This window comes from Arthrobacter sp. 24S4-2 (assembly GCF_005280255.1).
Classification (GTDB): domain Bacteria; phylum Actinomycetota; class Actinomycetes; order Actinomycetales; family Micrococcaceae; genus Arthrobacter.
Genome location: NZ_CP040018.1, coordinates 2,330,502 through 2,352,029, shown reverse-complemented (window position 1 = coordinate 2,352,029; position 21,528 = coordinate 2,330,502). Strand labels below are relative to the sequence as shown.

General features: G+C 59.7%; 18 protein-coding genes and 1 pseudogene. 11 read left to right on the top strand and 8 right to left on the bottom strand.

The genetic code is table 11. The annotated features are described in order from the left end of the window. Positions 1 to 15 precede the first annotated feature (15 nt). The 3 genes from FCN77_RS10705 to FCN77_RS10695 are packed head-to-tail and all read right to left on the bottom strand — an operon-like array spanning position 16 to position 3,175. Positions 16 to 1,002 carry an alpha-ketoacid dehydrogenase subunit beta gene (locus FCN77_RS10705; RefSeq protein ID WP_217496267.1) on the bottom strand — a complete coding sequence of 329 codons (987 nt, stop codon included), beginning with the start codon at positions 1,000 to 1,002 and terminating at the stop codon, positions 16 to 18. Further along, positions 999 to 2,087, bottom strand: a complete 1,089-nt coding sequence (locus FCN77_RS10700) for a thiamine pyrophosphate-dependent enzyme (RefSeq protein WP_137322260.1) — start codon at positions 2,085 to 2,087, stop codon at positions 999 to 1,001. Before FCN77_RS10700 ends, FCN77_RS10705 begins: the two co-directional genes overlap by 4 nt. After that, complete coding sequence (locus FCN77_RS10695; RefSeq protein WP_217496266.1) at positions 2,084 to 3,175, bottom strand: Glu/Leu/Phe/Val dehydrogenase; 1,092 nt, start codon at positions 3,173 to 3,175, stop codon at positions 2,084 to 2,086. Before FCN77_RS10695 ends, FCN77_RS10700 begins: the two co-directional genes overlap by 4 nt. Before the next feature lie 148 nt (positions 3,176 to 3,323). Between FCN77_RS10695 and FCN77_RS10690 the strand changes: the two genes are divergently transcribed. The 4 genes from FCN77_RS10690 to FCN77_RS10675 all read left to right on the top strand — a co-directional run bounded on the left by FCN77_RS10690 (position 3,324) and on the right by FCN77_RS10675 (position 7,390). Continuing rightward, the gene (locus tag FCN77_RS10690; RefSeq protein WP_137322258.1) at positions 3,324 to 3,827 is read left to right on the top strand and encodes an Lrp/AsnC family transcriptional regulator; all 504 of its coding nucleotides are present in this window, start codon (positions 3,324 to 3,326) and stop codon (positions 3,825 to 3,827) included. A 127-nt stretch (positions 3,828 to 3,954) separates the two neighbouring features. Beyond that, positions 3,955 to 5,685: a gamma-glutamyltransferase family protein gene (locus tag FCN77_RS10685; protein WP_217496265.1), complete on the top strand. Its 1,731-nt coding sequence runs from the start codon at positions 3,955 to 3,957 to the stop codon at positions 5,683 to 5,685. An 87-nt stretch (positions 5,686 to 5,772) separates the two neighbouring features. Further along, positions 5,773 to 6,483 carry a GntR family transcriptional regulator gene (locus tag FCN77_RS10680; RefSeq protein ID WP_137322256.1) on the top strand — a complete coding sequence of 237 codons (711 nt, stop codon included), beginning with the start codon at positions 5,773 to 5,775 and terminating at the stop codon, positions 6,481 to 6,483. A gap of 229 nt (positions 6,484 to 6,712) precedes the next feature. Further along, complete coding sequence (locus FCN77_RS10675) at positions 6,713 to 7,390, top strand: YoaK family protein (protein WP_137322255.1); 678 nt, start codon at positions 6,713 to 6,715, stop codon at positions 7,388 to 7,390. Here the strand turns inward: FCN77_RS10675 and FCN77_RS10670 are convergent. Further along, on the bottom strand, positions 7,375 to 8,280 hold the full coding sequence (locus FCN77_RS10670; protein WP_137322254.1) for a dihydrodipicolinate synthase family protein: 906 nt from the start codon (positions 8,278 to 8,280) through the stop codon (positions 7,375 to 7,377). The genes FCN77_RS10675 and FCN77_RS10670 overlap by 16 nt on opposite strands. A gap of 355 nt (positions 8,281 to 8,635) precedes the next feature. On the opposite strand from FCN77_RS10670, the gene FCN77_RS10665 reads away from it, so the two are divergent. The 4 genes from FCN77_RS10665 (at position 8,636) to FCN77_RS10650 (ending at position 13,089) form a co-directional block, all read left to right on the top strand. After that, positions 8,636 to 8,962: a hypothetical protein gene (locus FCN77_RS10665; protein WP_254678936.1), complete on the top strand. Its 327-nt coding sequence runs from the start codon at positions 8,636 to 8,638 to the stop codon at positions 8,960 to 8,962. Between the two features lie 434 nt (positions 8,963 to 9,396). After that, positions 9,397 to 10,272 carry an alpha/beta hydrolase gene (locus tag FCN77_RS10660; RefSeq protein ID WP_254678935.1) on the top strand — a complete coding sequence of 292 codons (876 nt, stop codon included), beginning with the start codon at positions 9,397 to 9,399 and terminating at the stop codon, positions 10,270 to 10,272. Positions 10,273 to 10,397: 125 nt separating this feature from the next. Continuing rightward, positions 10,398 to 11,582, top strand: a complete 1,185-nt coding sequence (locus tag FCN77_RS10655; protein ID WP_137322251.1) for an FAD-dependent monooxygenase — start codon at positions 10,398 to 10,400, stop codon at positions 11,580 to 11,582. A gap of 229 nt (positions 11,583 to 11,811) precedes the next feature. Further along, positions 11,812 to 13,089 (top strand): MFS transporter, encoded by a 1,278-nt coding sequence (locus FCN77_RS10650; RefSeq protein WP_137322250.1) that lies wholly within the window; start codon positions 11,812 to 11,814, stop codon positions 13,087 to 13,089. A gap of 705 nt (positions 13,090 to 13,794) precedes the next feature. On the opposite strand, the gene FCN77_RS25930 is transcribed toward FCN77_RS10650, so the two are convergent. After that, positions 13,795 to 13,893 carry an SHOCT domain-containing protein gene (locus FCN77_RS25930; RefSeq protein WP_175417220.1) on the bottom strand — a complete coding sequence of 33 codons (99 nt, stop codon included), beginning with the start codon at positions 13,891 to 13,893 and terminating at the stop codon, positions 13,795 to 13,797. A gap of 1,067 nt (positions 13,894 to 14,960) precedes the next feature. On the opposite strand from FCN77_RS25930, the gene istA reads away from it, so the two are divergent. From istA to FCN77_RS10630, 3 genes and pseudogenes are all read left to right on the top strand, one after another. Further along, complete coding sequence (gene istA / locus FCN77_RS10640; RefSeq protein WP_137320910.1) at positions 14,961 to 16,514, top strand: IS21 family transposase; 1,554 nt, start codon at positions 14,961 to 14,963, stop codon at positions 16,512 to 16,514. After that, complete coding sequence (locus tag FCN77_RS10635; RefSeq protein ID WP_137320909.1) at positions 16,511 to 17,260, top strand: ATP-binding protein; 750 nt, start codon at positions 16,511 to 16,513, stop codon at positions 17,258 to 17,260. Before istA ends, FCN77_RS10635 begins: the two co-directional genes overlap by 4 nt. A gap of 900 nt (positions 17,261 to 18,160) precedes the next feature. Then, a pseudogene (locus FCN77_RS10630) lies at positions 18,161 to 18,286 on the top strand (IS3 family transposase); the annotation flags it as partial. Between the two features lie 245 nt (positions 18,287 to 18,531). Here the strand turns inward: FCN77_RS10630 and FCN77_RS10625 are convergent. From FCN77_RS10625 to FCN77_RS10615, 3 genes are read right to left on the bottom strand one after another with little or no spacing between them, the layout of a single operon-like run. After that, positions 18,532 to 19,236, bottom strand: a complete 705-nt coding sequence (locus tag FCN77_RS10625; protein ID WP_137322248.1) for a TetR/AcrR family transcriptional regulator — start codon at positions 19,234 to 19,236, stop codon at positions 18,532 to 18,534. Between the two features lie 13 nt (positions 19,237 to 19,249). Further along, positions 19,250 to 20,227 (bottom strand): phosphotriesterase, encoded by a 978-nt coding sequence (locus tag FCN77_RS10620; RefSeq protein WP_137322247.1) that lies wholly within the window; start codon positions 20,225 to 20,227, stop codon positions 19,250 to 19,252. Then, positions 20,224 to 21,522 carry an aspartate aminotransferase family protein gene (locus FCN77_RS10615; RefSeq protein WP_175417219.1) on the bottom strand — a complete coding sequence of 433 codons (1,299 nt, stop codon included), beginning with the start codon at positions 21,520 to 21,522 and terminating at the stop codon, positions 20,224 to 20,226. Before FCN77_RS10615 ends, FCN77_RS10620 begins: the two co-directional genes overlap by 4 nt. Positions 21,523 to 21,528: the final 6 nt, after the last annotated feature.

The window sequence follows — 21,528 nt, the reverse complement described above, 5'->3', positions numbered from 1 at the left end:
GGTTGGTCCCATCTCCTAGTAGGTGAAGCTTCTGTCGATACCGTCGAGGATGCGGTCCAGCCCGGGAAGCCAGTCCTCTTCGAGACGGCTGGGGGGATAAGGAGTGTCATAGCCGGTAACCCGTATCACCGGTGAAAGCAGTGAGTGGAACGCCGCGTCTTGAACGCGGGCGGCAACCTCGGCTCCGAGCCCTGCGGTGCGTGATGCCTCGTGGGCTACCACCATCCGGCCGGTGCGCTCTACGGATTCAATGAGCGTTTTGTCATCAATGGGCGACAATGAGCGAAGGTCGATGACTTCAATATTCCTGCCTTCGCTTTGACACACTTCTGCCGCCTTCAGAGCGACAGGCATGAGCGCGCCGTATGCGACCAAGGTCAAGTCCTGGCCGTCCCTGACAACGGTGGCTTTCTGGAGTTCCTCTGGGCTATTGCCGGAGTCAACGTCCCCTTTGAGCCAATACGACCGTTTAGGTTCCAGGAAAATGACAGGATCATCACTTCGAATGGCGAGGCCCATCATGTCGTACGCCTCTTGCGGTGTGGAGGGACTGACAACCTTTAGGCCGGCGGTATGGGCAAAATACGCCTCGGGTGACTCCGAATGGTGTTCGATGGCGCCGATTCCGCCTCCAACCGGGATTCGAATAACTACCGGTACGCTGATCGTGCCCTCGGATCGGTGATGGAACTTCGCCAGCTGGGTAATGATCTGGTTCATCGCGGGAAAAACGAAACCGTCGAACTGGATTTCACATACCGGGCGGTAACCTGCCATGGCGAGGCCGATGGCGCTTCCGGCGATGCCTGCTTCGCCCAGAGGGGAATCGACTACACGGTGATCTCCAAAGGATTTTTGAAGTCCATCTGTAACCCGGAAAACACCTCCGAGCTGCCCGATATCTTCGCCCAAAAGCATGACTTTGTCGTCTGCTTCCATCGCATGCCGCAGGCCGAGGTTCAGCGCGTGTGCAAGAGGCATTCGGGTCGACGTGGCGCTCATTCGCCTGCCTCGACAAATTCCAGGTGTTCATTCATCTGCTGTTCAAGCTCCCAGGGCAGTTCCGCATAGGTGTTCTGAAATGGTGAAGCGGGCCCGGGATTCGGCAGGGCACGGCACCCGGATCGCAGCTGTTCCGCCAGCGACTTCTCCTGGCCTGAGATCTGCTCCAGGATCGCTTCTTCGAGCTGGCCGTTCGACGTCAGGTAGGTGCGCAGCCTGTCGATCGGGTCCAAGGCTGCCCATGCATCGTTTTCTGCCCCGGAGCGGTACCGGCCATCATCATCTGATGTGGTGTGCGGGTTTCTGCGATAGGTGAGGGCCTCGATCAGGGTGGGGCCCTTACCGGCACGCGCAGCTGCCAAGGCTTCTTCTGTGGCGGCCAGGCACGCGAAAGCGTCATTGCCGTCGACCCGGACCCCTGCAAAACCGAAACCCTGTGCGCGTTGGGCGACGGAGACCTTGCTCTGCACGGAGTAGGGTGCCGAGATTGCCCATTGGTTGTTTTGACAGAAGAACACCACAGGCAGGTTCTGGGCTGCCGCCCACACAAATGCTTCGTTGGTTTCGCCCTCGCTTAGAGCGCCGTCGCCAAGAAACACCAGTACGGCACGGTCCCGCGCCGGGTCTCCAGTGCCCACATCCCCGTCTCTCACTATGCCCATGGCATAACCGATGCCATGCAGTGTCTGAGCGCCGATGACGAGTGTGTACAGGTTGAAGTTGTTGGCAGCAGGGTCCCATCCACCCAGCGTTGTTCCCCGGAACAGTCCGAGAAGGTCAACCGGGTTCACACCGCGGCACCAGGCGACGCCGTGTTCCCTGTACGTAGGGAAGACCACGTCCCGGGGCTTCAGGGCGTGGGCAGCGCCAACTTGGGCGGCTTCTTGGCCCAGCAAGGAAGGCCACAATCCAAGTTCACCTTGACGCTGCAGCGCAATGGCCTCGGTGTCTACCCTTCTGGCCATAACCATGTCCCGATACAGCGCAGTAGCATCGACCGCGTCTACGTCCAACGGAAGGGCTTTGTTCGCAGAGTAGATGCCCTCGGCATTGAGCAAAGTGATGGGTTCGGTATTACTGCTCATCCTCGCGCCCCTGTTCCCAGGCGGCCGCGGACCATCGCATCGGCTGCATCGCCGGGTGTCATATTGCGCTCTTCGGAAATGCGGAGCATCTCCATGACTGTCAGGGCGATATGGTCGATTCGACCGGCAACTTCGTCCGGCGTTATGACGTCGATCTCGGAGGCGACCTGGATCAGTCCTCCAGCATTGGCAATGTAGTCCGGAACCCACAGGATGCCGTGCGCTCTCAGCTGGTACTCCATCTCCGGGGTGTGAAGCTGATTGTTGGCAGCACCGCATACGATGCGCGCCCTAACGGTCCTAACAGTGTCTGCGTTGAGCGTGCCTCCCATCGCGCACGGCGCATAAACGTCGACTTCGGCATCTACAACTGAACCTCTGACACGGATATTCGGGTAGGTTTCTGCCGCGCGGCTCATCGTCTCCGCGTGAGGTTCGGCGAGCACAACCTCTGCACCTGCGTCCAGGAGGAGACGGATCAGCTGACTTCCGACTTTCCCTGCTCCCTCCACACCTACAGCCCGGCCGCGGAGCCCGGTGGCGCCCCAGACATAGTTCGCAGCTGCCGTCATGGCGCAAAAAACGCCGCTAGCAGTTGAGTAGCCGCTGTCCCCGGACCCGCCGTGGGTCATGTTTCGTCCCACTACCCGGACTGTGGATTCACCAATGAAATCCATATCGGCGGAGGTGGTGCCGACATCCGCGGCAGTTATATATGAACCGCCAAAGGAGTCCACAAAACGGCCGTAGGCCCGAAGCAGTTCCGGAGTTTTCAATGCTTCAGGATCGCCGATAATCACAGCCTTGCCACCCCCGAGAGGCAAACCGGCCGCTGCCGCTTTAAAGGTCATTCCTTCAGAAAGGCGCAGAACGTCACGCAGCGCGGCCGTTTCATCCTTGTAGGGAAAAAACCGCGTCCCTCCCAACGCCGGCCCCCGCGAAGTGCTGTGGAGGGCAACTATTGCCCGGAGGCCGGTTGCGCTGTCTACGCAAAGTCTGACAGCTTCATGGCTCCCGGAGTTCGCGTCAGAGAGGTCGAAAATGCCGTCCTCCCCCAGCCCCGGCTGTGTAATAAAAGTGGACGGCACGTTGTCTCCTTCATCTGGTGGATACATTCGAAAATGACTGATCTGTTGGAGTAACTGTCAATCTTTGGGTAGATGTGGTCAACTTATTGATCTGCAACTAATCAATTCGCCAAGATGGTGAATCTCATTGAATGGACAGCTTGACGAAATGAGCAGCATAGACCGCCTTGACTCGGAGCTTCTGAAACGGCTGAACACCAACGCGCGCGCCGGCGTGGCTGAACTTGCGGCACAGCTGGGAATTTCGAGAAATACCGTCCTGGCAAGGTTGCAGAGACTGGAGAAGGCAGGGATCCTGAAGGGATTCAGGCCTGTAATCGACCTTGAAGCTGCAGGTGTACCTGTTCAGGCTTTCGTGGGCCTTGAGCTCGATCAGCGGGAACTGGCTCAGGTGATCGAGAGACTGAGCGTGATCCCCGAGGTCCTTGAAGTCACAACGCAAGCCGGACGCGAGGACTTGCTGGTCAAGGTGGCGGCCGTGACATTAGCTGACCTGCAGCAGGCCGTCGGTCGAATGATTGAAATCCGCGGCGTCAGGCACTCAAACACCACACTTTCGGTCTCAACACCGTTGGCCTATCGCACCCAACCCCTGCTTGATCACCTGACGAGCGAAGCTGGCTGGGGCAGATCCACGGCACTGCCAACTTAAAATCCCAACTTTTGGATCCAAAAGTAGCTTTGTTGAATACAATATGTACATGACTCCTATCACGACGGTTCCGTACACGCAGCCCGCGACAGCCTTGACTCGTCCCATGCTGCGAGGCTCGTTCGGCATGACTGCTTCCACACACTGGCTGGCCACCGCCGCTGCTCAGTCCGTATTGGAACGCGGGGGAAACGCGTTCGACGCAGCGGTGGCCGGCGGATTCGTCCTGCATATTGTGGAACCGCATCTGAACGGGCCAGGCGGGGACATGGTGGCACTCATATCTCCGGGAGGCGTTGACCCCTCCGTTCTCATGGGACAGGGACCCGCCCCTGCCGGGGCATCCATCGACCACTTTCGGGCGGAAGGCCTTCAATCCGTGCCTGGTGCGGGCGCCCTGGCCGCTGCAGTCCCCGGCGCCGTGGACGCATGGCTGATGCTCCTCGAAGACCACGGCACGTGGGAACTCACCGACGTTCTGGAATACGCCCTGCACTATGCCGAAACAGGCCATGCACTCGGCGCGCAGGCAGCCGCAGTCATTGGCACCATGGGACAACATTTCTCTGAACATTGGCACAGCTCCGCCGCCCAGTGGATGCCTAATGGACAGATACCGCACGAAGGCGACATGATCAAGAATCCGCCCTACGCCGAGGTACTAAGACGTCTCATTGCCGCCGGCTTCGACGGCGGTACGAGACAGCGCAGGATCCGGCTGGCCCGCGAAGAATGGAAGTCGGGCTTCGTAGCGCAGTCGGCGGTTGCCTTTGCCCGCACTTCCCACCGCCACTCATCGGGCAGCGATCATCGCGGGGTGCTCGACATGGGGGATTTCGCGAACTTTTCGGCATCCTATGAGGAACCACAATCCATAAACTTCCGCGGCACGACTATCGTCAAGGCCGGCTTCTGGTCTCAGGGGCCGGTGCTGCTCCAAGCCCTCGCCATCCTGGATCACTTCGACGACGAGCATTTGGACCCCTCCACAGCGCCCGGAGCCCACACCATTTTGGAAACCCTCAAGCTGGCGATGGCGGACCGCGATGCATACTACGGGGACTCAGCCTCACCGCGCGCCTTGCGCCAGCTTCTGGAGCCGGAGTACGCACATGGACGGGCAGCCGAAATCGAACCCACTGCTTCGCGGGAATTCCGGCCGGGAAGAATTCCCGGCCTGAAACCGTTTTTCCCTATTCTCACAGCCGATCCGGGGGAAAGTTCAGTTTTGGGAGCCGGGGAACCGACGGTGAAGATTTCAGGTGAAACACGGGGTGACACCTGCCACATAGATGTGGTCGACAGACACGGCAACATGGTCAGCGCCACACCGTCGGGCGGCTGGCTGCAGTCGTCCCCGACAATTCCACCCCTGGGATTTGCACTCGGCACCCGGCTGCAGATGACCTGGCTGGACCCGGATTCGCCGTCCGCCCTGAGGCCCGGCACCCGCCCCCGAACCACGCTCAGCCCCACACTACTCATGAAAGATGGTTTCGCCACCGCCGCCCTGGGGACCCCCGGTGGCGACCAGCAGGACCAGTGGCAGCTGCTGTACCTGCTTCGCACCATTGTCGGCGGCTACAACCCCCAGCAGGCTATTGATGCACCGATGTTTCACACCAGCGCGCTGGCTGGTTCCTTCTGGCCCAGGGAGTTCCATCCGGCGGGCGTGGTCATGGAGAACAGGGTCAGCCCGGACGTGCTGGCTGATCTGCGGGACCGGGGCCATGAAATCAGCATTGTGGATGGATGGTCACTGGGCCGGCTTTCAACTGTCATCCGTGATCCTGCATCGGGAAGCATGGGGGCGGCGGCTAACCCGAGGGGAAATCAAGGTTACGCCGGCGGCCGGTAATCAATTTTGGCACTGAATAATCGCTTGCTTCCAAAATCACTAAGATAGGATCCAATAACGCCCTTTGGACGCAATGAGAGGATTCCAGTGGCTGACGCGGAGACAGGTCGGGTTGCGGTTGTACCGAAAGAACGAACGCGCACCGTAGAGTACCTCGTTGCGTCCTTACAGGAGCGCATCAGCGATGGAGAATTCGAGGTCGGTTCCTGGATCCGGCAGGAACGCCTGGCCACGGAATACGGCGTGAGTCGCATGCCAATCCGGGAAGCCCTGCACAGGCTCCAAGCCTTGGGCGTTGTGGAACTGATCGCCAACCGTGGCGCGCAGGTGAAACTTCCTTCCTTCAGGGATATGGCTGAAACCTTCGAGGTTCGGGGTGTGCTTGAAGGCCACGCAGCCTATCTGGCCGCCTCGCACAGCACCCAGAAGGACATCGATAGCCTTCGCGCAGCGTGCGCATCCTTTTTTGAAGCTGTGACTGAAGCCGAAAAAGGAGCCGCCGGATCTCCGCGCCCGCATTGGTACTCAGCTAACTCGCAGTTTCACGGCACGGTCATAAGCGCCGCAGGGAATACGCAACTGAGCCTCAGTATTGAGGCCCTGCATCACCGGATGCCCCGCAATCTGACCTGGGCCGCGCTTGGCGCGGACCCACGACTGTTAGCCGCAAACGCGGCCGAGCACGTTCGGATCGCGGATGCGATAGAAGGGCGGGATGGAGTGCTTGCCCGTGAACTCACCATTGAGCACAGCGTTCATGCACGGGAATTGATCGAACGGCATCTTGCCAAGAGCTAGTACCGATTGGATCCAAATTTATGGAAATTGGATACACTTACCGTATGAGCCTACGTCTACGTGTGTCCTTGAAACCACCTCTTCCCATCAAAACTCCTCTGGCCGATGACATCATTTCGGCCACAGGAGACTTCATTACTTGCCGGATTCACGCCTGTTTCTCGGGGACAAAGCCGTGAGGCGCCGTCGACTGGCGAGGCCCTCATCCGACGATGTTCGTCTGGGGCTGATGCTTGCCCTGACATTTTCGACCGGCGTCGCCGATGCCGTCGGCTATCTGGGTCTGGACAAGGTTTTCACGGGGAACATGACGGGCAATATCGTCATACTCGGGATGGCCGTTGCCGGCGCGAAGGGTCTTCCCGTTCTTGGCCCCGCCGTGGCGCTCCTGGGTTTCATGTTCGGAGCAGCAGTTGCAGGACGGGCTTTGCGCGGCAGGGGATCGGCCTGGACTGGTGTCACTACGCGCATCCTCGTTGCAGCGGGTTGTCTTCTTGCTTTAACAACAATTCTGTTGGCACTCCCACTCGGTCTTGAACCCTCGAGCGTTCACCTTGTGGCTGCCGGCATCCTGGCTACCACCATGGGCGCCCAGGCGGCAGCGGCAAGGCAACTCGCGGTCAAGGACGTCACAACCGTGGTTGTGACGTCAACGATCACTGGCCTCGCGGCCGATTCCTGGCTCGGCGCCCGGGTCTCCCAGCCTTGGATCCGCAGAATTCTAGCCATTGTCCTCATTTCAAGCGGCGCGGTCGTCGGGGCACTCTTGCTCCCCTTTGGGATCTCTTATGGGGTAGGTCTGTCAGCTGGAATCACGCTCGCGTGCGCTTGGATGGGTCATGCCTTTGGCCGCACCCGGACGAAGTCGCCTTCGCCAGTGATCGAGCGGGTTCAGACCATGTCGTAGAACCGGCTGTGTGCATCCAGGTCGGGCGACCATGGTGGAGTAGGTGCACGTACCCCGCCATGGTCTATGACGCCCTGCCTGCGCCAATGCTCCTTTCTGATGGCTATGCTCTGGCCAGGCTGGGTCTCATAGTTGATGAGACCGGAAATTTCACCGAGTATGTTGGCGGCCCGTTTCTCATCGCCACTTCGCCAACTCGCGAGCACTGAGGCAATAACTTCAGGCCGGGTGATGCCGCAAGCCATCCCTGTTGCCCCGGCTCGTAGGTCCTCAATGAGCCCTATTCCGCCGTAACCGCTTAGGAGTCTGACGGATGCGCCCTGTGAGAGTTCCCGAATGCGACTGAATGTAGGCGGTGATTCGCACTTGATGGCGTGTATGAAATCCAGCCCATTAATCGAGGCAAGCAGGTCCCGGCTGCTGATGGTGACCCCTGTTGAACGCGGGAGGTCCTGAATGACGAGCGGCAACCCCGAAGCTGCGTGCAAACCGAGAAGGCGGCGGCGGAACTCTGCGGCGTCGTCAACAGATACAGACACCATCAGGGCTGAAAGGCTATCTCCGAATTCCGCGGAGAATGCAGCGGCCTCTTTTGTTGCTGCCTCATAGTCGACGTCCAAAACGCTCGCGATTATGGGCGCACCCAGCGAAGACTGAAGCAGTACATCGAGCGTCTCCAGCTTCTCGGCAGGTGTGAGACTGGCGGGCTCGGCGATGACCCCCAAGGCAACAAGGTCGGCGCAACCCCGTCCTGTCATCTCTGCGGCCAGGCGCCGCAGTGACGCGGTATCAATCCGCATGAGGTCCTCGTCAAAGGGGGTGGCCACCATCCCCCACATAGGCAGGTCAGGCGTGCCGAGCGATGCCTGGTTCGACTGATTCTTTGGCATGAGGCGAGTCTCCTTTGTATGGGCGTGCCCTTGGCGTCGGCTCTGGCGAAACCCGTCTCGGCCGGTTGTGAGCTGGCGGCAAGCTGACGCTTCATTGAATCCGCGCCACGGGCGTGGCCTGGCGGACGTGCCGACTGATAGCTGACAGTCAAATAAATACATCTTGACGTGGCCCTTAGGACATGAGACTGTCATCACATCAGATCGGATCCAATTCTAGAGATTTGATATCCAATCCAGCTGTCGTACAAAATACTACACTCGCGGGGAAGCCATGACCGAAGAGCCAGCATCATTCCCACCCACGCCGGGAGACAAACTTATATTCGAGAATGACCGGGTGAGGGTCTGGTCCATGACTCTTCCGCCCAATGGGATGTTTGATTTTCATCAACACTTCCACGATCACATCATCCTGTGGCCCGAAGCAGGACACGTACAAGGCCAGGAACTTGGGGATGCTGACTGGTCACTGGACCAGATCGCCCAGCCCGGATATGTGGCTTTCAAGGCCGTAGGCAAATCCGGTCCGATTCCTCCACACCGCGTGCGGAATATGGATGGCCGCCCCTCAACCCACTACATCATCGAACTCATCAGCGAAGAATCCCCGAGCGAGACGGATCTGCCGACAGTATCCAACGATCTGGGCAGCGTCACAGATACACATCTCAGGTACTGACGTCGCTCCCCCGGACAACGAACCTGACTGCTTGTCCAACCGACGTTTGGCTTTCCTAGGAGAACACAATGGCAGTTCAGGTGGCCAATGCGGGCGCCTACTACGCTTTCGTTGGTTATGGCTGCGGGAGTAGAAAAAGCCCGGCGCGGGGCCGCCTGCGTCCCCGGCCCCGCACAGAACCCCACCGCCGCAGCGGCGGCCTCTTTTACTTGGTATGAACAGAATTCGGTTTCCACGGAATAAGGCTGCCCTAGTCAAATAACTCAGGCTGGCGGGTCGACGACCTCCGTACAGACCATCTCCAGACAGGATTCAGTATGCGACCCCTCAACGATTCGACCACCGGCCACGTCGATGAGTGCCGTCCCCATGTGTCCACGCTCATGGCACCCTTCGAATACGATGAGTTGGCTCCGGCAGAGCTAAGGACCCCAATGCCCCAGGAACTGCTGCGGGGCGCCGTCAGCTACATGAACGTCGCCTACGCGGCGCCGCTGGGCTGGCGCCCGCTGACGCTGGATATTCATGTACCCAAGGACGGCGTCGGGCCCCACCCAGTTGTCGTGTACGTTCACGGCGGCAGCTTCCTCGGCGGCATCACGGCTATGGGCCCATGGAGGTCCCTGCCCGCATCCGGGGTAGCCGTTGTTTCGGTTTCATACCGGCTTTCCGGCGAGGCACAGTTCCCTGAGCCCATTGAAGACATCCGAGCGGCAATCCGATGGGCCAGGGCTAGAGCCGCAGAATTCAATCTCAATCCTTCCTCCATCGCCCTCTGGGGAAGCTCTGCAGGGGCCTACTTGGCTGAAATGGCAGGCATAACCGCCGATTTATCCATCGGGCAACCCATCGGCGATAACTTGGCCGAGTCGGCGCGCGTAACAGCAATCATCAATCACTACGGAATCTCCAGCTTCGCAACACTCCGCGAAGACTCGTTCGAGAACAGTCCGGCTGAGAAGGACGCGTTGGATAGAATCGTCCGCCAGTTCCTAGGATTTGATCCGTACCGTGAACCAGGCCGCCTGGAGTCAACCAGCCCGCTTGGACTGGCTGCACAGCGCGATGAGGTACCTCCCTTCATCTTCATGCACGGAGCCAGTGACCGCAGAGTCGGGATAGGGCAAAGCCGGCGTCTCCATGAGGGGCTTATCGCCCTCGGTCACCGCTCCAAATTCGTCGCCGTGCCCGGTGCAGACCACAACGACCCGATTTTCAGCGAGACGGCGGCGCTCAAGCTTGTACTCGACTTTCTCCGCGAGACCTGGGCCCAGCCCGCGCCCAACTTATCCAACGAGGCCGATGCCTAATTTGATGAAAACGCGTTTCTGCAGCGACGCCGCCGCGTGGCTGTGAGGGTCCTCCACAGGGCACACATTAAGACTTCACCACCCATCAGCAATCCATCTCTACCTCATGTTCTTGAGAGGCAACCATGTCCCACGATTCCCCATCTTCCGCCGTCCTTTCAGCCCCGCAGGCGGAAACGGCCTCCCGCAGCGTGCTCGTTGTCGGAGCCAGCATGGCCGGGCTGTCAGCTGCTGCACAATTGTCAGCTATCGGATACCAGATCACCGTTGTCGAACGAGCACCTCAACTACGTTTGATGGGGTCACCGATCGACGTACGCGGAGAGGCTCTGGAAGTCGCCAAGAGGATGGGAATCCTGGATCTCATCCGCGCAAACAAAGTGGCCAGCCATGACCGGCCGGTTTTCACGACGTTCGTTGATGCCTCAGGTGAGGCGGTGGCCCAACTTCCCTTGGAGATGGCCAACGACTCTGTCGCCGACATCGAAGTTTCGCGCGAGGCACTGATCAAGATCCTCAATGAGCAGATCGATCCTTCCGCAGAGTTCATCTATGAGGACTGGCCCACTTCTCTGGATGAGGACGAACTTGGCGTTGCGGTGACGCTTGCGAGTGGGTTGAAGCGAACGTTTGACATTGTTGTCGCTGCCGATGGAATCCATTCTTCCGTTCGTCGGCTCCTCATGGGACCTGAGTCGCTGTTCTGCAAGCATCTCGGCGCCTACTACGCGATCTTTGACCTGCCCATTGGCGCCAAGGGCGTATCAAACGAAAGCCGCACGTACAACTCCCCCCAGGGTATGGCCGGCATCAACGACTACGGGAACAGGTGCTTTGGTGCATTTTCCTTCCGCGCCCCTGAAATCGACTACGACTTCAGGGATCCGTCAGCACAGAAGCAGCTCTTGATCGACGCCTTCGCCGACGAACGCGGATGGCACGTACCCTACCTCCTGGAAGCCGCAAGCTCCTCCACGGAGATCTACTTTGACTCGGTCAGTCAAGTCCACATGCCGCGATGGTCTAAAGGGCGGGTGGTGTTTGTGGGGGACGCCGCCCACGCCGCTTCGCTCTTTTCCGGCCGGGGTACGTCACTTGCCATGCTTGGGACCTCGATCCTGGCCGACGAACTCGTGGCAGCTAGATACGATCACGCTCAAGCCTTCGACCGCTACGAAGCGCGGCTTCGACCGACGGTACACCGCGCCCAAGAGGGGGTCATGGAAACACGTGACTTCATTGTGCCGGTCACTCAGGACGAGATCGACGCTCGCAACCGACAGTTCCCACTCAGGATCCTCGTGTCCTGACCACGGCTCCAGCCTGCTGATCGACGGAGGCTGGGTTGCCACCTAGGCAGCCGCGCGCCCCGCCAGTGGATCCTGTCCACTGGCAGGCCGTTCTCACTGCTGATCTCGGCGAGTTCTTCAGGCTCGTCAGCACCTTTACCACGATACCGACCGAGAAGGACGACACGTTCGTACTCGACGGAACCCAGGCACCATCACAAACAGAATCACCAGCCGTTCAGGAGTTCTAATGTCACTTCCCGACCTCACCAAGGCGCCGGCCACGGAATCAACGACCGGGCATCGCACCAGCCGCCCAACGCTAGCCAAGCTGGGTGGACGTGCTCTCTTCTTCCTCCTCATCCTGGATCTCGCGTACTTCATCAATGCCATGGACCGGCAGGTCTTCGCGGTCCTGCTTCCGGACATCAAGACGGCCTATGGCCTCACCGGCGGCCAGACAGGCATCATTGCGACCATCTTCACCCTCGGCATGGGTCTGGCGGGTATCCCTGCTGGCTACCTCGCGGACCGATTCGGGCGTAAGAAGATCATCCTGATCAGTCTCGTCATATTCTCGGTCAGCTGCGCTCTCCAAGCGACGGCCACCGGGATCACCGACATGACGCTGTGGCGCGTCCTCTCCGGCGTCGGTGAAGGTATGCAGATTGCGGCGCTCTTTGCGGCAGTAGGCGCCTACTTCAGCCGTAACCGCGGGTTCGCGCTCGGCTCCGTCAGCGCAGCATTCGGCCTGGGCGGCTTCACCGGACCACTACTCGGCGGAGCCATCCTGTCAGCGACGGGAGACTGGCGAGCGCCCCTGGTCGTCTTCGGCGGAATCGGACTCGTCATTCTTCTCATGGTTCTCGTCCTTGTACCGAAGTCCGTCACCGAGGTCGGCCGCATGCAAATACCAGACACGTCATCCTCATCGGCGACCACGAACGGTCTGCGTTTCCTGAACCGTCGTGTGGTGTGCAGCGTATTCGTCGCGATCGCCGGCGGTTTCGCGATCTACGGCTATCTGGGGTTGTACCCGACCTATCTTCGTGAAGCGCTTGGATTCACAGCTTCAGAGTCTGGTTTGGCGGCTAGCATGTTCGGCATCGGTGCCCTGGGAGCGCTCGTCGGCGGCGCAATCGCCGACCGTGTCGATCAAAGACTGCTCAACGTGGCAGGTTTGCTCGGAATCATGGCACTGGGGGTGGCCATCTTCGGCTTCTCCACTCCACTTCCCCTCCAGATGATCTTCTCGGCTCTCCTTGGCGCTGCGTTCAGCGGAATCGTCGTCACGAACACCAGCACCCTGATGCAGCGGTCGGTGGACGTCAAGTACGTCGGGCGAGTGAGTGGCCTAATGATCGCAGCGATGTATATTCCCGCCAGCGCTTCCGGTTACTTCGTCACGTCCATGCAAGGCAGCTTTGGGTGGCAGACCGCCGGAATCATCCAGCTGACAGTCATTCCGATCATCGGCTTGGTCGCCATGGCCCTGATGGGCAAGACGCCTGCCCGCACCGACTCATAGACCTCCCTCATCTTCCATCCGACATCATCCGTTTTGTCTGCAAACAAGAGTTCGTCATGACAGAGCGTTACTCATCGAAGAGTGAGCCGCGGGACGGAATCCCGCCCGTAGGCATCCCCGGGTTCTAAAGCCAGGGCACGTGTTGCCGGCTGAGTCCTCCGTTCCTGCATGGAGGATTCAGCCGCCCGCGACACCGAACTCAACGGGGGAGCCTGTCATGGCCGGGGAAGAGATCCTGGTGGAACGGACAGCACCCACCAGAGGTTCTGGAGGGTGCACCGAGGATGGAAGCGACCAGCAGCAGTGGGTGCTTCCTTGTGCGGGGGTCGTGGTGAACCACTCGCCGCCCTGCTTACGATCTGGTCTCTGGTTTTACTTCGAAAATGTGGACTAAACAGCGCAAGGGCGGAGAAAAGGAGACAGTCGATAGCTTTTTTGAGAAGGGGGACACCTACCGCTTGAAGTCACGGCGCGACAAGGTGAGCAGGGTGCTGGAGCCGTCAACCTCCTCGTCTCACCGTCGACCGTCCACCGTTCGTCCAGTCGATGTTCACTGCACGCTGCCGTAGCGTGGCGTGCTGAAGGCCTGCCGGTCCCCCATCGGTGGGCCTTCTTTTTCCCCTCGCTGCGGGGCGCGATAGGCAAATTCTTGGCCGAAGTCGCCCCCTGAAGTCGCTACTAGGCTGACGAAATAACCGCTGGATATCAGTCTCCAAGGGTGCGGAGCTTGGCGGCGCTGAATTCCTCGTCGGAGAGTGCGCCCTTTGCATGGAGCTCTGCAAGGAGAGCCAGTTCTGCTGCCAAGGCCTTCTGCCCCGCGTTTTGCCAACGGGTCAGCAGAAGTACGCGGCCGATTGAAGTCTCATCGGCGCATCGAATACCTCAAATTGAACATTGGTAGCCACAAACTATTAGCCTGAGATGGGTACTAGAAATGGTCTTGACCTGCAGAAATACGCGAAATTGCCCCGTTTTGAACCCATGTAAAATTGGGAATCTTCTTTCCAGTGAATGTTGAGTTAAGAGGTGGGTACTCTTGGGCAGAATCTCCCCTGTTTGCAGAGCCCCTAGACGAGGGTGGCTCAAGGTAGTGTTCCGCGATGTGCTTGTGCTGAGGCGACGCATCTCTTTGCAAAGGCTATTGCCCATCCTTGGAACTATTTGCTCCTTGTTCCGGCGTCAACAAAGGACGATGAGGCTCCCTGCTTGGAATCATCGAATACCCGATCAGCCGACCAACTATGAAGTAGGAGATGAGTCGCCTCATGCCCGAGTCGCGGGCGCTGGGGCACTCCCCTGCGCTCTCGAACCGCTGCGGCGGGCCGCCCAGCGGACGATAGAGGACATATCGCGCGCATCGTAGTAGGGCGCGTCTGCCCACCCCGCGCCGGTCGGCCATCGCGAAAGCTCCCACCGCACAGCGATACCGGGGGATCGAATACCTGCCCAGGGCTGCCTAGTTCCGGAACACCTCATCCTGTAATCCGTGGATGAGATCAGTTGTAACACCCGTCCAACCGAATCGGAGAAGCAGATCGCGAGATGCTTCCGCCGCAACGTTCTTGATGTCGTCCTCGATGAAGCCTGGCGCGAGTACGATGCGTCGCTCCCATCTGTGTCCACCCATTCGGTAACTGCCGTTGAAGCCGCTCCGCCGTGGGTGCGCGACAACGAGTTCCCACCCCTTGGCTCCCTCGACGGCGAACTCCTGTCTGAATATTCGCTCTTGAGGGGTCCATGTGTGGTGCGGGTTAGCGCCGGGGTCCGAGCCCACGATTTGCGCTGGTCAGCGCCAGTGTTGGTGCGGTTGAACGCCACCTGAAAAGCTCCTTCCACCGCGTGACGGCCACGTGGTGGAAGGAGTACCGGTAATGGTACGGAAGATCAAGGCGAAGCTCGTCTTGCAGTTGCGTAACCAGGGCCTGTCCGGCAGAGCGATCTCGCTCGCTCAGGGCATGTCCAGGCACAGCGTTCAGGCGGTGATCGATGCCGCGAATCAGCTCGGGCTCGGTTGGGACGACGTTGCGGAGAAGTCTGAGGGCGAGGTGTATCTGGCGCTGTTTCCCGGTCGCGGGGTGCGGGAGAGCGTGTTCGCGCAGCCGGACTGGGTCCAGGTGCACCGCGAGCTGGCCAGGGTTGGCGTGACGTTGAAGCTGCTGCACCAGGAGTATCTCGACGGGTGCAGTCGGGCCGGGCAAGCGGCGATGAGTTATGACCGGTTCTGCAGGCTTTACGGCGATTACGCCAACGTCACTGGCGCGTCGTCTCGGGTCGGCCATAAGGCCGGCCGCAGCGTCGAGGTCGACTGGTCCGGGCCGACGATGCAGCTCGTTGACCCGGCAACGGGAGAGATCTCGAAGGTGTATTTGTTCGTCGCATGCCTGCCGTTCAGCAGATATGCGTTCGTGGAGGCGACGTTGGATATGCGGCAGGAGTCGTGGCTGCGCGCGCATGCGGCGATGTTCGCATTCTTCAGCGGCACGGTCCCGCGGATCGTCCCCGACAACCTCAAGACCGGGGTGATCTCTCACCCGCGCGAGGGCGAAGTCGTCCTCAACGACGCCTATCGCGAGATGGCGGCGCATTATTCGGCGGCGGTACTTCCGGGCCGGGTGCGGCACCCGAAAGACAAAGCCAGCGTCGAAAACACTGTCTCCCACGTCGCCACCTGGGTGATTGCGGGTCTGAGGCAGGAGCAGTTCACCAGCCTGGTGCAGCTGCGGGCCCGGATTCGGGAGCAGATCGATGCCTACAACCGACAGCCGTTCCAGAAGCGGGAAGGCTCCCGGCTGAGCGTGTTCACGGCCGAGGAGAAGCCGCTGCTGCAACCGTTGCCGGCGGTGACTTTCGAGATCAGCACCTGGACATATGGGCGCAAAGTAGGCCGGAACGGACACGTGGTCTGGGCAAAAAACTTCTACTCCGTCCCGTTCACCCACATCGGCGCGCATGTTGATCTTCGCGTCACGGACACCATGCTCGAGATCTATCGGGGTGATGAGCGCCTGACCAGCCACCTGCTGCTGCCCGTGACGACGACAAACCAGTATCGGACGAACGAAGCCGACCTTCCCGAGGGGCACAGCTGGCAAGCCTGGGACCGAGCCCGGATCGACGCCTGGGCGTTACGGATGGGACCGGCGACCGGGACCGTGATCGAGAAGATCTTCGAGTCAGTCCGCATCGAGGAAGCCGGCTACGACCCAGCACTGGCGGTCCTGCGCCTGTCTCGTAGGTTCTCACCAGCCCGGGTGGAAGCCGCATGCCGGCTCGCGCTGCGCGGTCCGATACGATCGCCCCGTTACGCCCACCTGCGGCCGATCCTGGACACCGGGCAGGACAAAACCGGGCACGTCGAGGAGCCTGATGACGAAGATGGCGGATACGTGCGCGGCAGCTCCTACTACGCAGGAGGGACCCGATGAGCCGCCTGGACACGGAAACCAAACGCAAGCTGCGGGAGATGAACGCGGGCGAGCTGCTGGAGGCCATAGATACTCAAGACGAGACGCTGAGCATCAGCCTGCCGTTCGAAGATCGTCTCCGGCTGGTCGTCGATGACGCCTACGCGTCGTTCACCCATGCCAAAGTCACCGGCCTGATCCGGCGGGCGGGGCTGCGCTACCCGAACGCTGACCTGCGCCGCATCGACCTCCTCGATGAGCGAGGTCTTGACCGGCCGCTGCTGAGCCAGCTCGGCACCTGCTCGTTCGTGGCGCGGCAGCAGAACGTTGTCTTCCAAGGGTTCACCGGGTCGGGGAAGTCCTACCTGGGATGCGCGATCGCTAAACGCGCATGCGAACACCGTATCCGCGCGCATTACGTCCGCATGCCCGACCTCGAGGAAGCCTGGGTCGCCGCCCAAGACACCCTTGGCGGATCCGGCAAGTTCCTGCGCAAGTATGCGGCATTCACCCTGCTGGTCATTGATGAGTGGTTGCTGGATCGGCCCACGGAATCGATGCGCACCATGCTGCTGGAACTGATGGAACGCCGCTACGGGGAGACGTCAACAGTGTTCTGCACCCAGTACTCGCAGAAGGACTGGCACCAGCGGCTCGGCTCCGGCGTTCACGCCGACGCGATCATGGACCGGATCATCCACAACACGATCTGGATCGAGACAGGCAATTACAACATGCGCGAACACACAGCACTCGCAACCGCCTAGCAACCATCACGGAGGGCGTCAGCGGCGCCAAGGCCACGCGACCGCTGGCGCTCTCTCGTACGAACCCCGGCGCTGAACCGCACGAACAGGTGGCGCTCAAAGCTTCAAATACTCACCTGTCAGTTTGGAACGCCAAGATCCTTCTTCGCGTCATCCGTGAAAACGTCGCGTCCTTGCGTCTGCATTTTGGTAAGGGTATCCGAGTAAGTACCCGCGTGAAGCGCTACTGTACCTTTCAGCCGGGCCGTGAGGTCGTCTGAGATCTCGCCTTTGGCGGGACCGTAAATATTGATGGCGTCGCGCGCAGCGCAGACATCGCCTGTCTCCCTACTATGTCCACCATTGCTTGCGATCTTCGTAGGTTATCCAGGTCAAGATCTACCGTACGAATCAGTTCACTGGGGCCGGGAGTTGAAGGCGATGGCGTCTGCTCCTTCGGCAGTTGCAACAACTCGGAGGCTTTTCTGTAGTCGTCCTCAAACACGATCAGATCATGAGTGAACGCGGCGTGGGCACTTATTCGTTGATTTCGAAAGAATTCTCCTTCCGCGTTAGCGGCATCTTCGAGCCCCGTGATCCACGCACCCACCCCTGCAGCAACCACGGCACTTCCGGCTACAGACGCCGCGAATGTGAGAACACCTGGCACCCACCGCCGGGTAACTTGCCCGGCGATACCCTCAGCGTGCCTAGGTCCTTCTACTGGACGCTCCTCCTGGGACGTCATGGCGCAGTCATTACAGCATGACCGCACAAAAGAGGAGGGTTGGTACTCCCCCGAAGTTAAGAACGATGTTCACCCACTTTGAAGTAGTCGCTTTGGTTGGGTCCCCGGAGAGTAGTCCAGTGTTTGTGTGAGTTTCGTGTCCGACAATGGACACAGGAAGAAATTCACGAATTATGGCACGCAGACACACCCCTGAGCAGGTCATCGCCAAGGTCCGGCAGGGCCAGAAGATGCTCAATGACGGACGGCCGATGGTGGAGGTCATCAAGGAGCTCCAGGTCACCGAGGCGACCTGGTACTGACGGAATATCCGATATCGGCTTCCGAAAAAGGGCAGGAGGAGTGGCTCCAGAAGTTGGCCACGCCGACGTCCGGCCCTTGTTTCCCCCCAGTATGCCGTGGAGCTGGTCGGCCACCGCCCGGTTGACTGACATCTCACGGTTCCATTGATGCTTCACAACCTAAGCGACGGCCGTCAACGAATTTGTCACTGACGAACTTCAGGAGAAACATCAGCCACAAGTCACAGTCGTGGGCCAAAAACTCATGTCTTGAGGCTTTTGAGACCTTCAACCATAACGCGCATCGAAAACTCGAAGCTAGCTTTCATGGGGGCCTTCTGTCCTGATTCCCACCGCAATGAGAAGGCCTGGTTCAACAGGTTCTTGCGGTGTCGGTTGATGGTCGGGAGTTGACTGATGCTTTCGGACACGTGCTTTTCAAGATAGCTCTGCCATTCTTCTTCTGCATCTGCTGGCTCGGTGGCGAACTCCGCGGTTATCCAACCGAAAATCGCCGCCGACACTGTGTTGTAGACGAGGGGCAGCTGGACGTCGGAGAATCCTCCCCGGCTTAAAACCTTGAGAACCTGCTCGGCGAACTCCAATCCGCTGGAGGTGACCTGAAGCTGGGAACCCCATCGCGCTGCCAAGTCCGGGTGCTTCCCAAATTCGTCTCGAACCGCGGAGGCCATGGCGAGAACCCATTCGTCCCATTCCAAGGCAGTCGCATCGGGTAGCTGCAGATCCTGCATAAGGCGTTTGTAAATCAGCGATAGCAACTGGGCCTTGTTGCCCGCATGCCAGTAAATCGCCGAAGGGTACACATTCAGTTCTTGTGCCAGGCCTCGCATGCTCAGCGCTTCGATGCCTTGGCTGTCTACGATCCTGATGGCAGCGTCAACTACCTCTCCACGGCTCAACGGCTGACGGGGCGTACTACGTTCGGGCGCCGGAATTGTGGCCGACATATGCCTGTCCTTTCTAGAATTCAATCAGCCTTGCGGGGTTCTCCGTGACTATGCTTGAGAATTCTTCTGCAGCGAGACCCCGGGCAAGTAGCGCATCGCGGAAGGGTCCCAGAATGAAGCCAAAACCGTTTCCTCCACCGGTGCGCAGATGAGAGGTCAGGCAGACATCGTGAGATAACAGGATACGGTCTGTGTAGCCGGCCTGCACGAGTTCCATGACCAAGGCAACCCTGTGCTGGACAACCTCTTTGGTCGCTGAATTGATGGTATCCAGGCCTACATAGGCTCCTCGCTTTGCTACTTCCAGAGCGAAACCTTTGATTGGCACGGTGTCTACGTGGCCCACGGCAACCCGGACAGGGTTCACGTTCTCCTCGGCCAACAGGTCAAGCTGGGCCAATCCCACGTCCCAGCGTGCTGCGTGTGTGTATATGGCCGCGTTCGTTGCCTTATGCGCCCGTGCTGCCGCCCGGAAGGAGCGCTCTTCGGCGGCCGAGATGTACCATTTGTCTGCACCGATCTCACCGATAAGTCCTGCCTTGATACCGGTGTTACCGAACCCAATGGTCAGGTCCCTGACGAGGTCTTCAGCGAGTCGGTTGCTGTCATTTCTATCGAAGAAGTCTCGGTCAAGGAACGGGTCGCGGTAATGTCCGGTGCCCATTACAACGTTTACGCCAGCAGCTTTCGCGATGGCAGCCACGGCGGTTACATTTGCCGGATCCCTGGTTTCTCCCGGTACTGCTCCTGAAAAACGGGAATCTGCTGACGGAAGTGTTCCCCTCGTTAGTTCCGCGGTGGTGAGATCGAAAATCGTGCCGCCTCCCTGTTCTGCGAAGACTTGGAGCTCGGCTGTGAGTAGCTCCGGATCGTTGAGCAGGCCGTCCCCACGTCGTTCGGCCATCAGATTGATCAGGAGATGTTCATGCGCGAGGGTCGGGCCCAAGTCAGACGGAGGAATGGGACCTGCAGCGGTGTTGATGACGCTCATGCCGAAGTGCTGTCGAGGGTAATTTCTCCGGCTTCCTGCATCCGTCTTTCCACGGCGGCCAGTGCTGTGTCCAGTTTCGAGAGAAGATCGGTGATTTCTTCCGAGGAGATAGTAAGAGGTGGGGCAACAAGTATGGATTCGTTGAAACCGCCAGTTGACGGGTACACGACCAGGCCCTGTTCCAGGCAAGCCGAGAATACGCGTGAGCTTATCGTTCCTTGTGGCAGGGCGACTGACTTTTTCGTGCGGTCCTGGACGAATTCGAGAGCGCGGAGCATCCCCAGTCCCCTCGCGTCGCCGACAAGAGTATGGCGCGTCGCGAGCCTGTCGAGGCCTTCTTCCAACTCCTTCGCCATCCTCTGGCCGTGCGCCAATACCTGATCTTTCGTGAAGACGTCCAGCACGGCCAACGCTGTTGCGCAGGAAAGAGGATTTCCCGCGTACGTGTGTCCACCTAGGATCCGTCCGGTGCCGTTTTCGATGGCGGCGAGCACTCGTTCGCCCACCAGGACGGCCGCGATTGGTGCGTACCCGGCGGCCATGCCTTTGCCCATGGCGATCAGGTCCGGTTTTACGTTCCAGTGGTCCACAGCCATCATTGCGCCGGTGCGGCCCACACACGTCATCACCTCATCCACAATCAGCAGGACACCGAACTCGTCGCACAGTTCCCGCATGCCTTGGAGGTAACCGTCGGGCACTGGTGTGGCTCCAAGGGTTGCACCCCCTACTGCTTCGATGACGACGCCAGCCAGATGCCCGGAGTGATTTTCCAGGTGGGTCCGCGCTTCGGTCAGAAGCACCTGACAGTAATTGGCTTCGCTGAGTCCTTCCCCGTCCCGGTACTGGTACGGGGTGCGAAGCGTCGGGAAATCGTAAGCCAGTCCGCCGAGCACAGTTCGGCGGGCGTGTCCGGACAAGGACAAGGCGCCCAGGGTGTTGCCGTGGTAACCGTGTCTGTGCGAGAGAAAGTGCTGTCGTTCCGGCTGACCGATTTCACGGAAGTACTGGAGTGCGAATTGAATCGCCGCTTCTACCGCTTCAGAGCCGCTGCCGACCAGCCAGACCCCAGGGTAGCCGGTCATCTGTGCGATCTTGGCCGCAAGTTTCTCGGACGCTTCCGTGGCGAAAGCGCCTCGATGTGTGAAGGTGACCTTGACGGCTTGTTCATTGATTGCTGCCAGCACATCCGGGTTGCCGTGACCGATGCTTGTCACGACTGCACCTGAGCAGCCGTCGAGGTATTCCTTGCCCTCGGTGTCGATCAGCCAAACACCTTTGGCTCGATCGATCACCGGCAG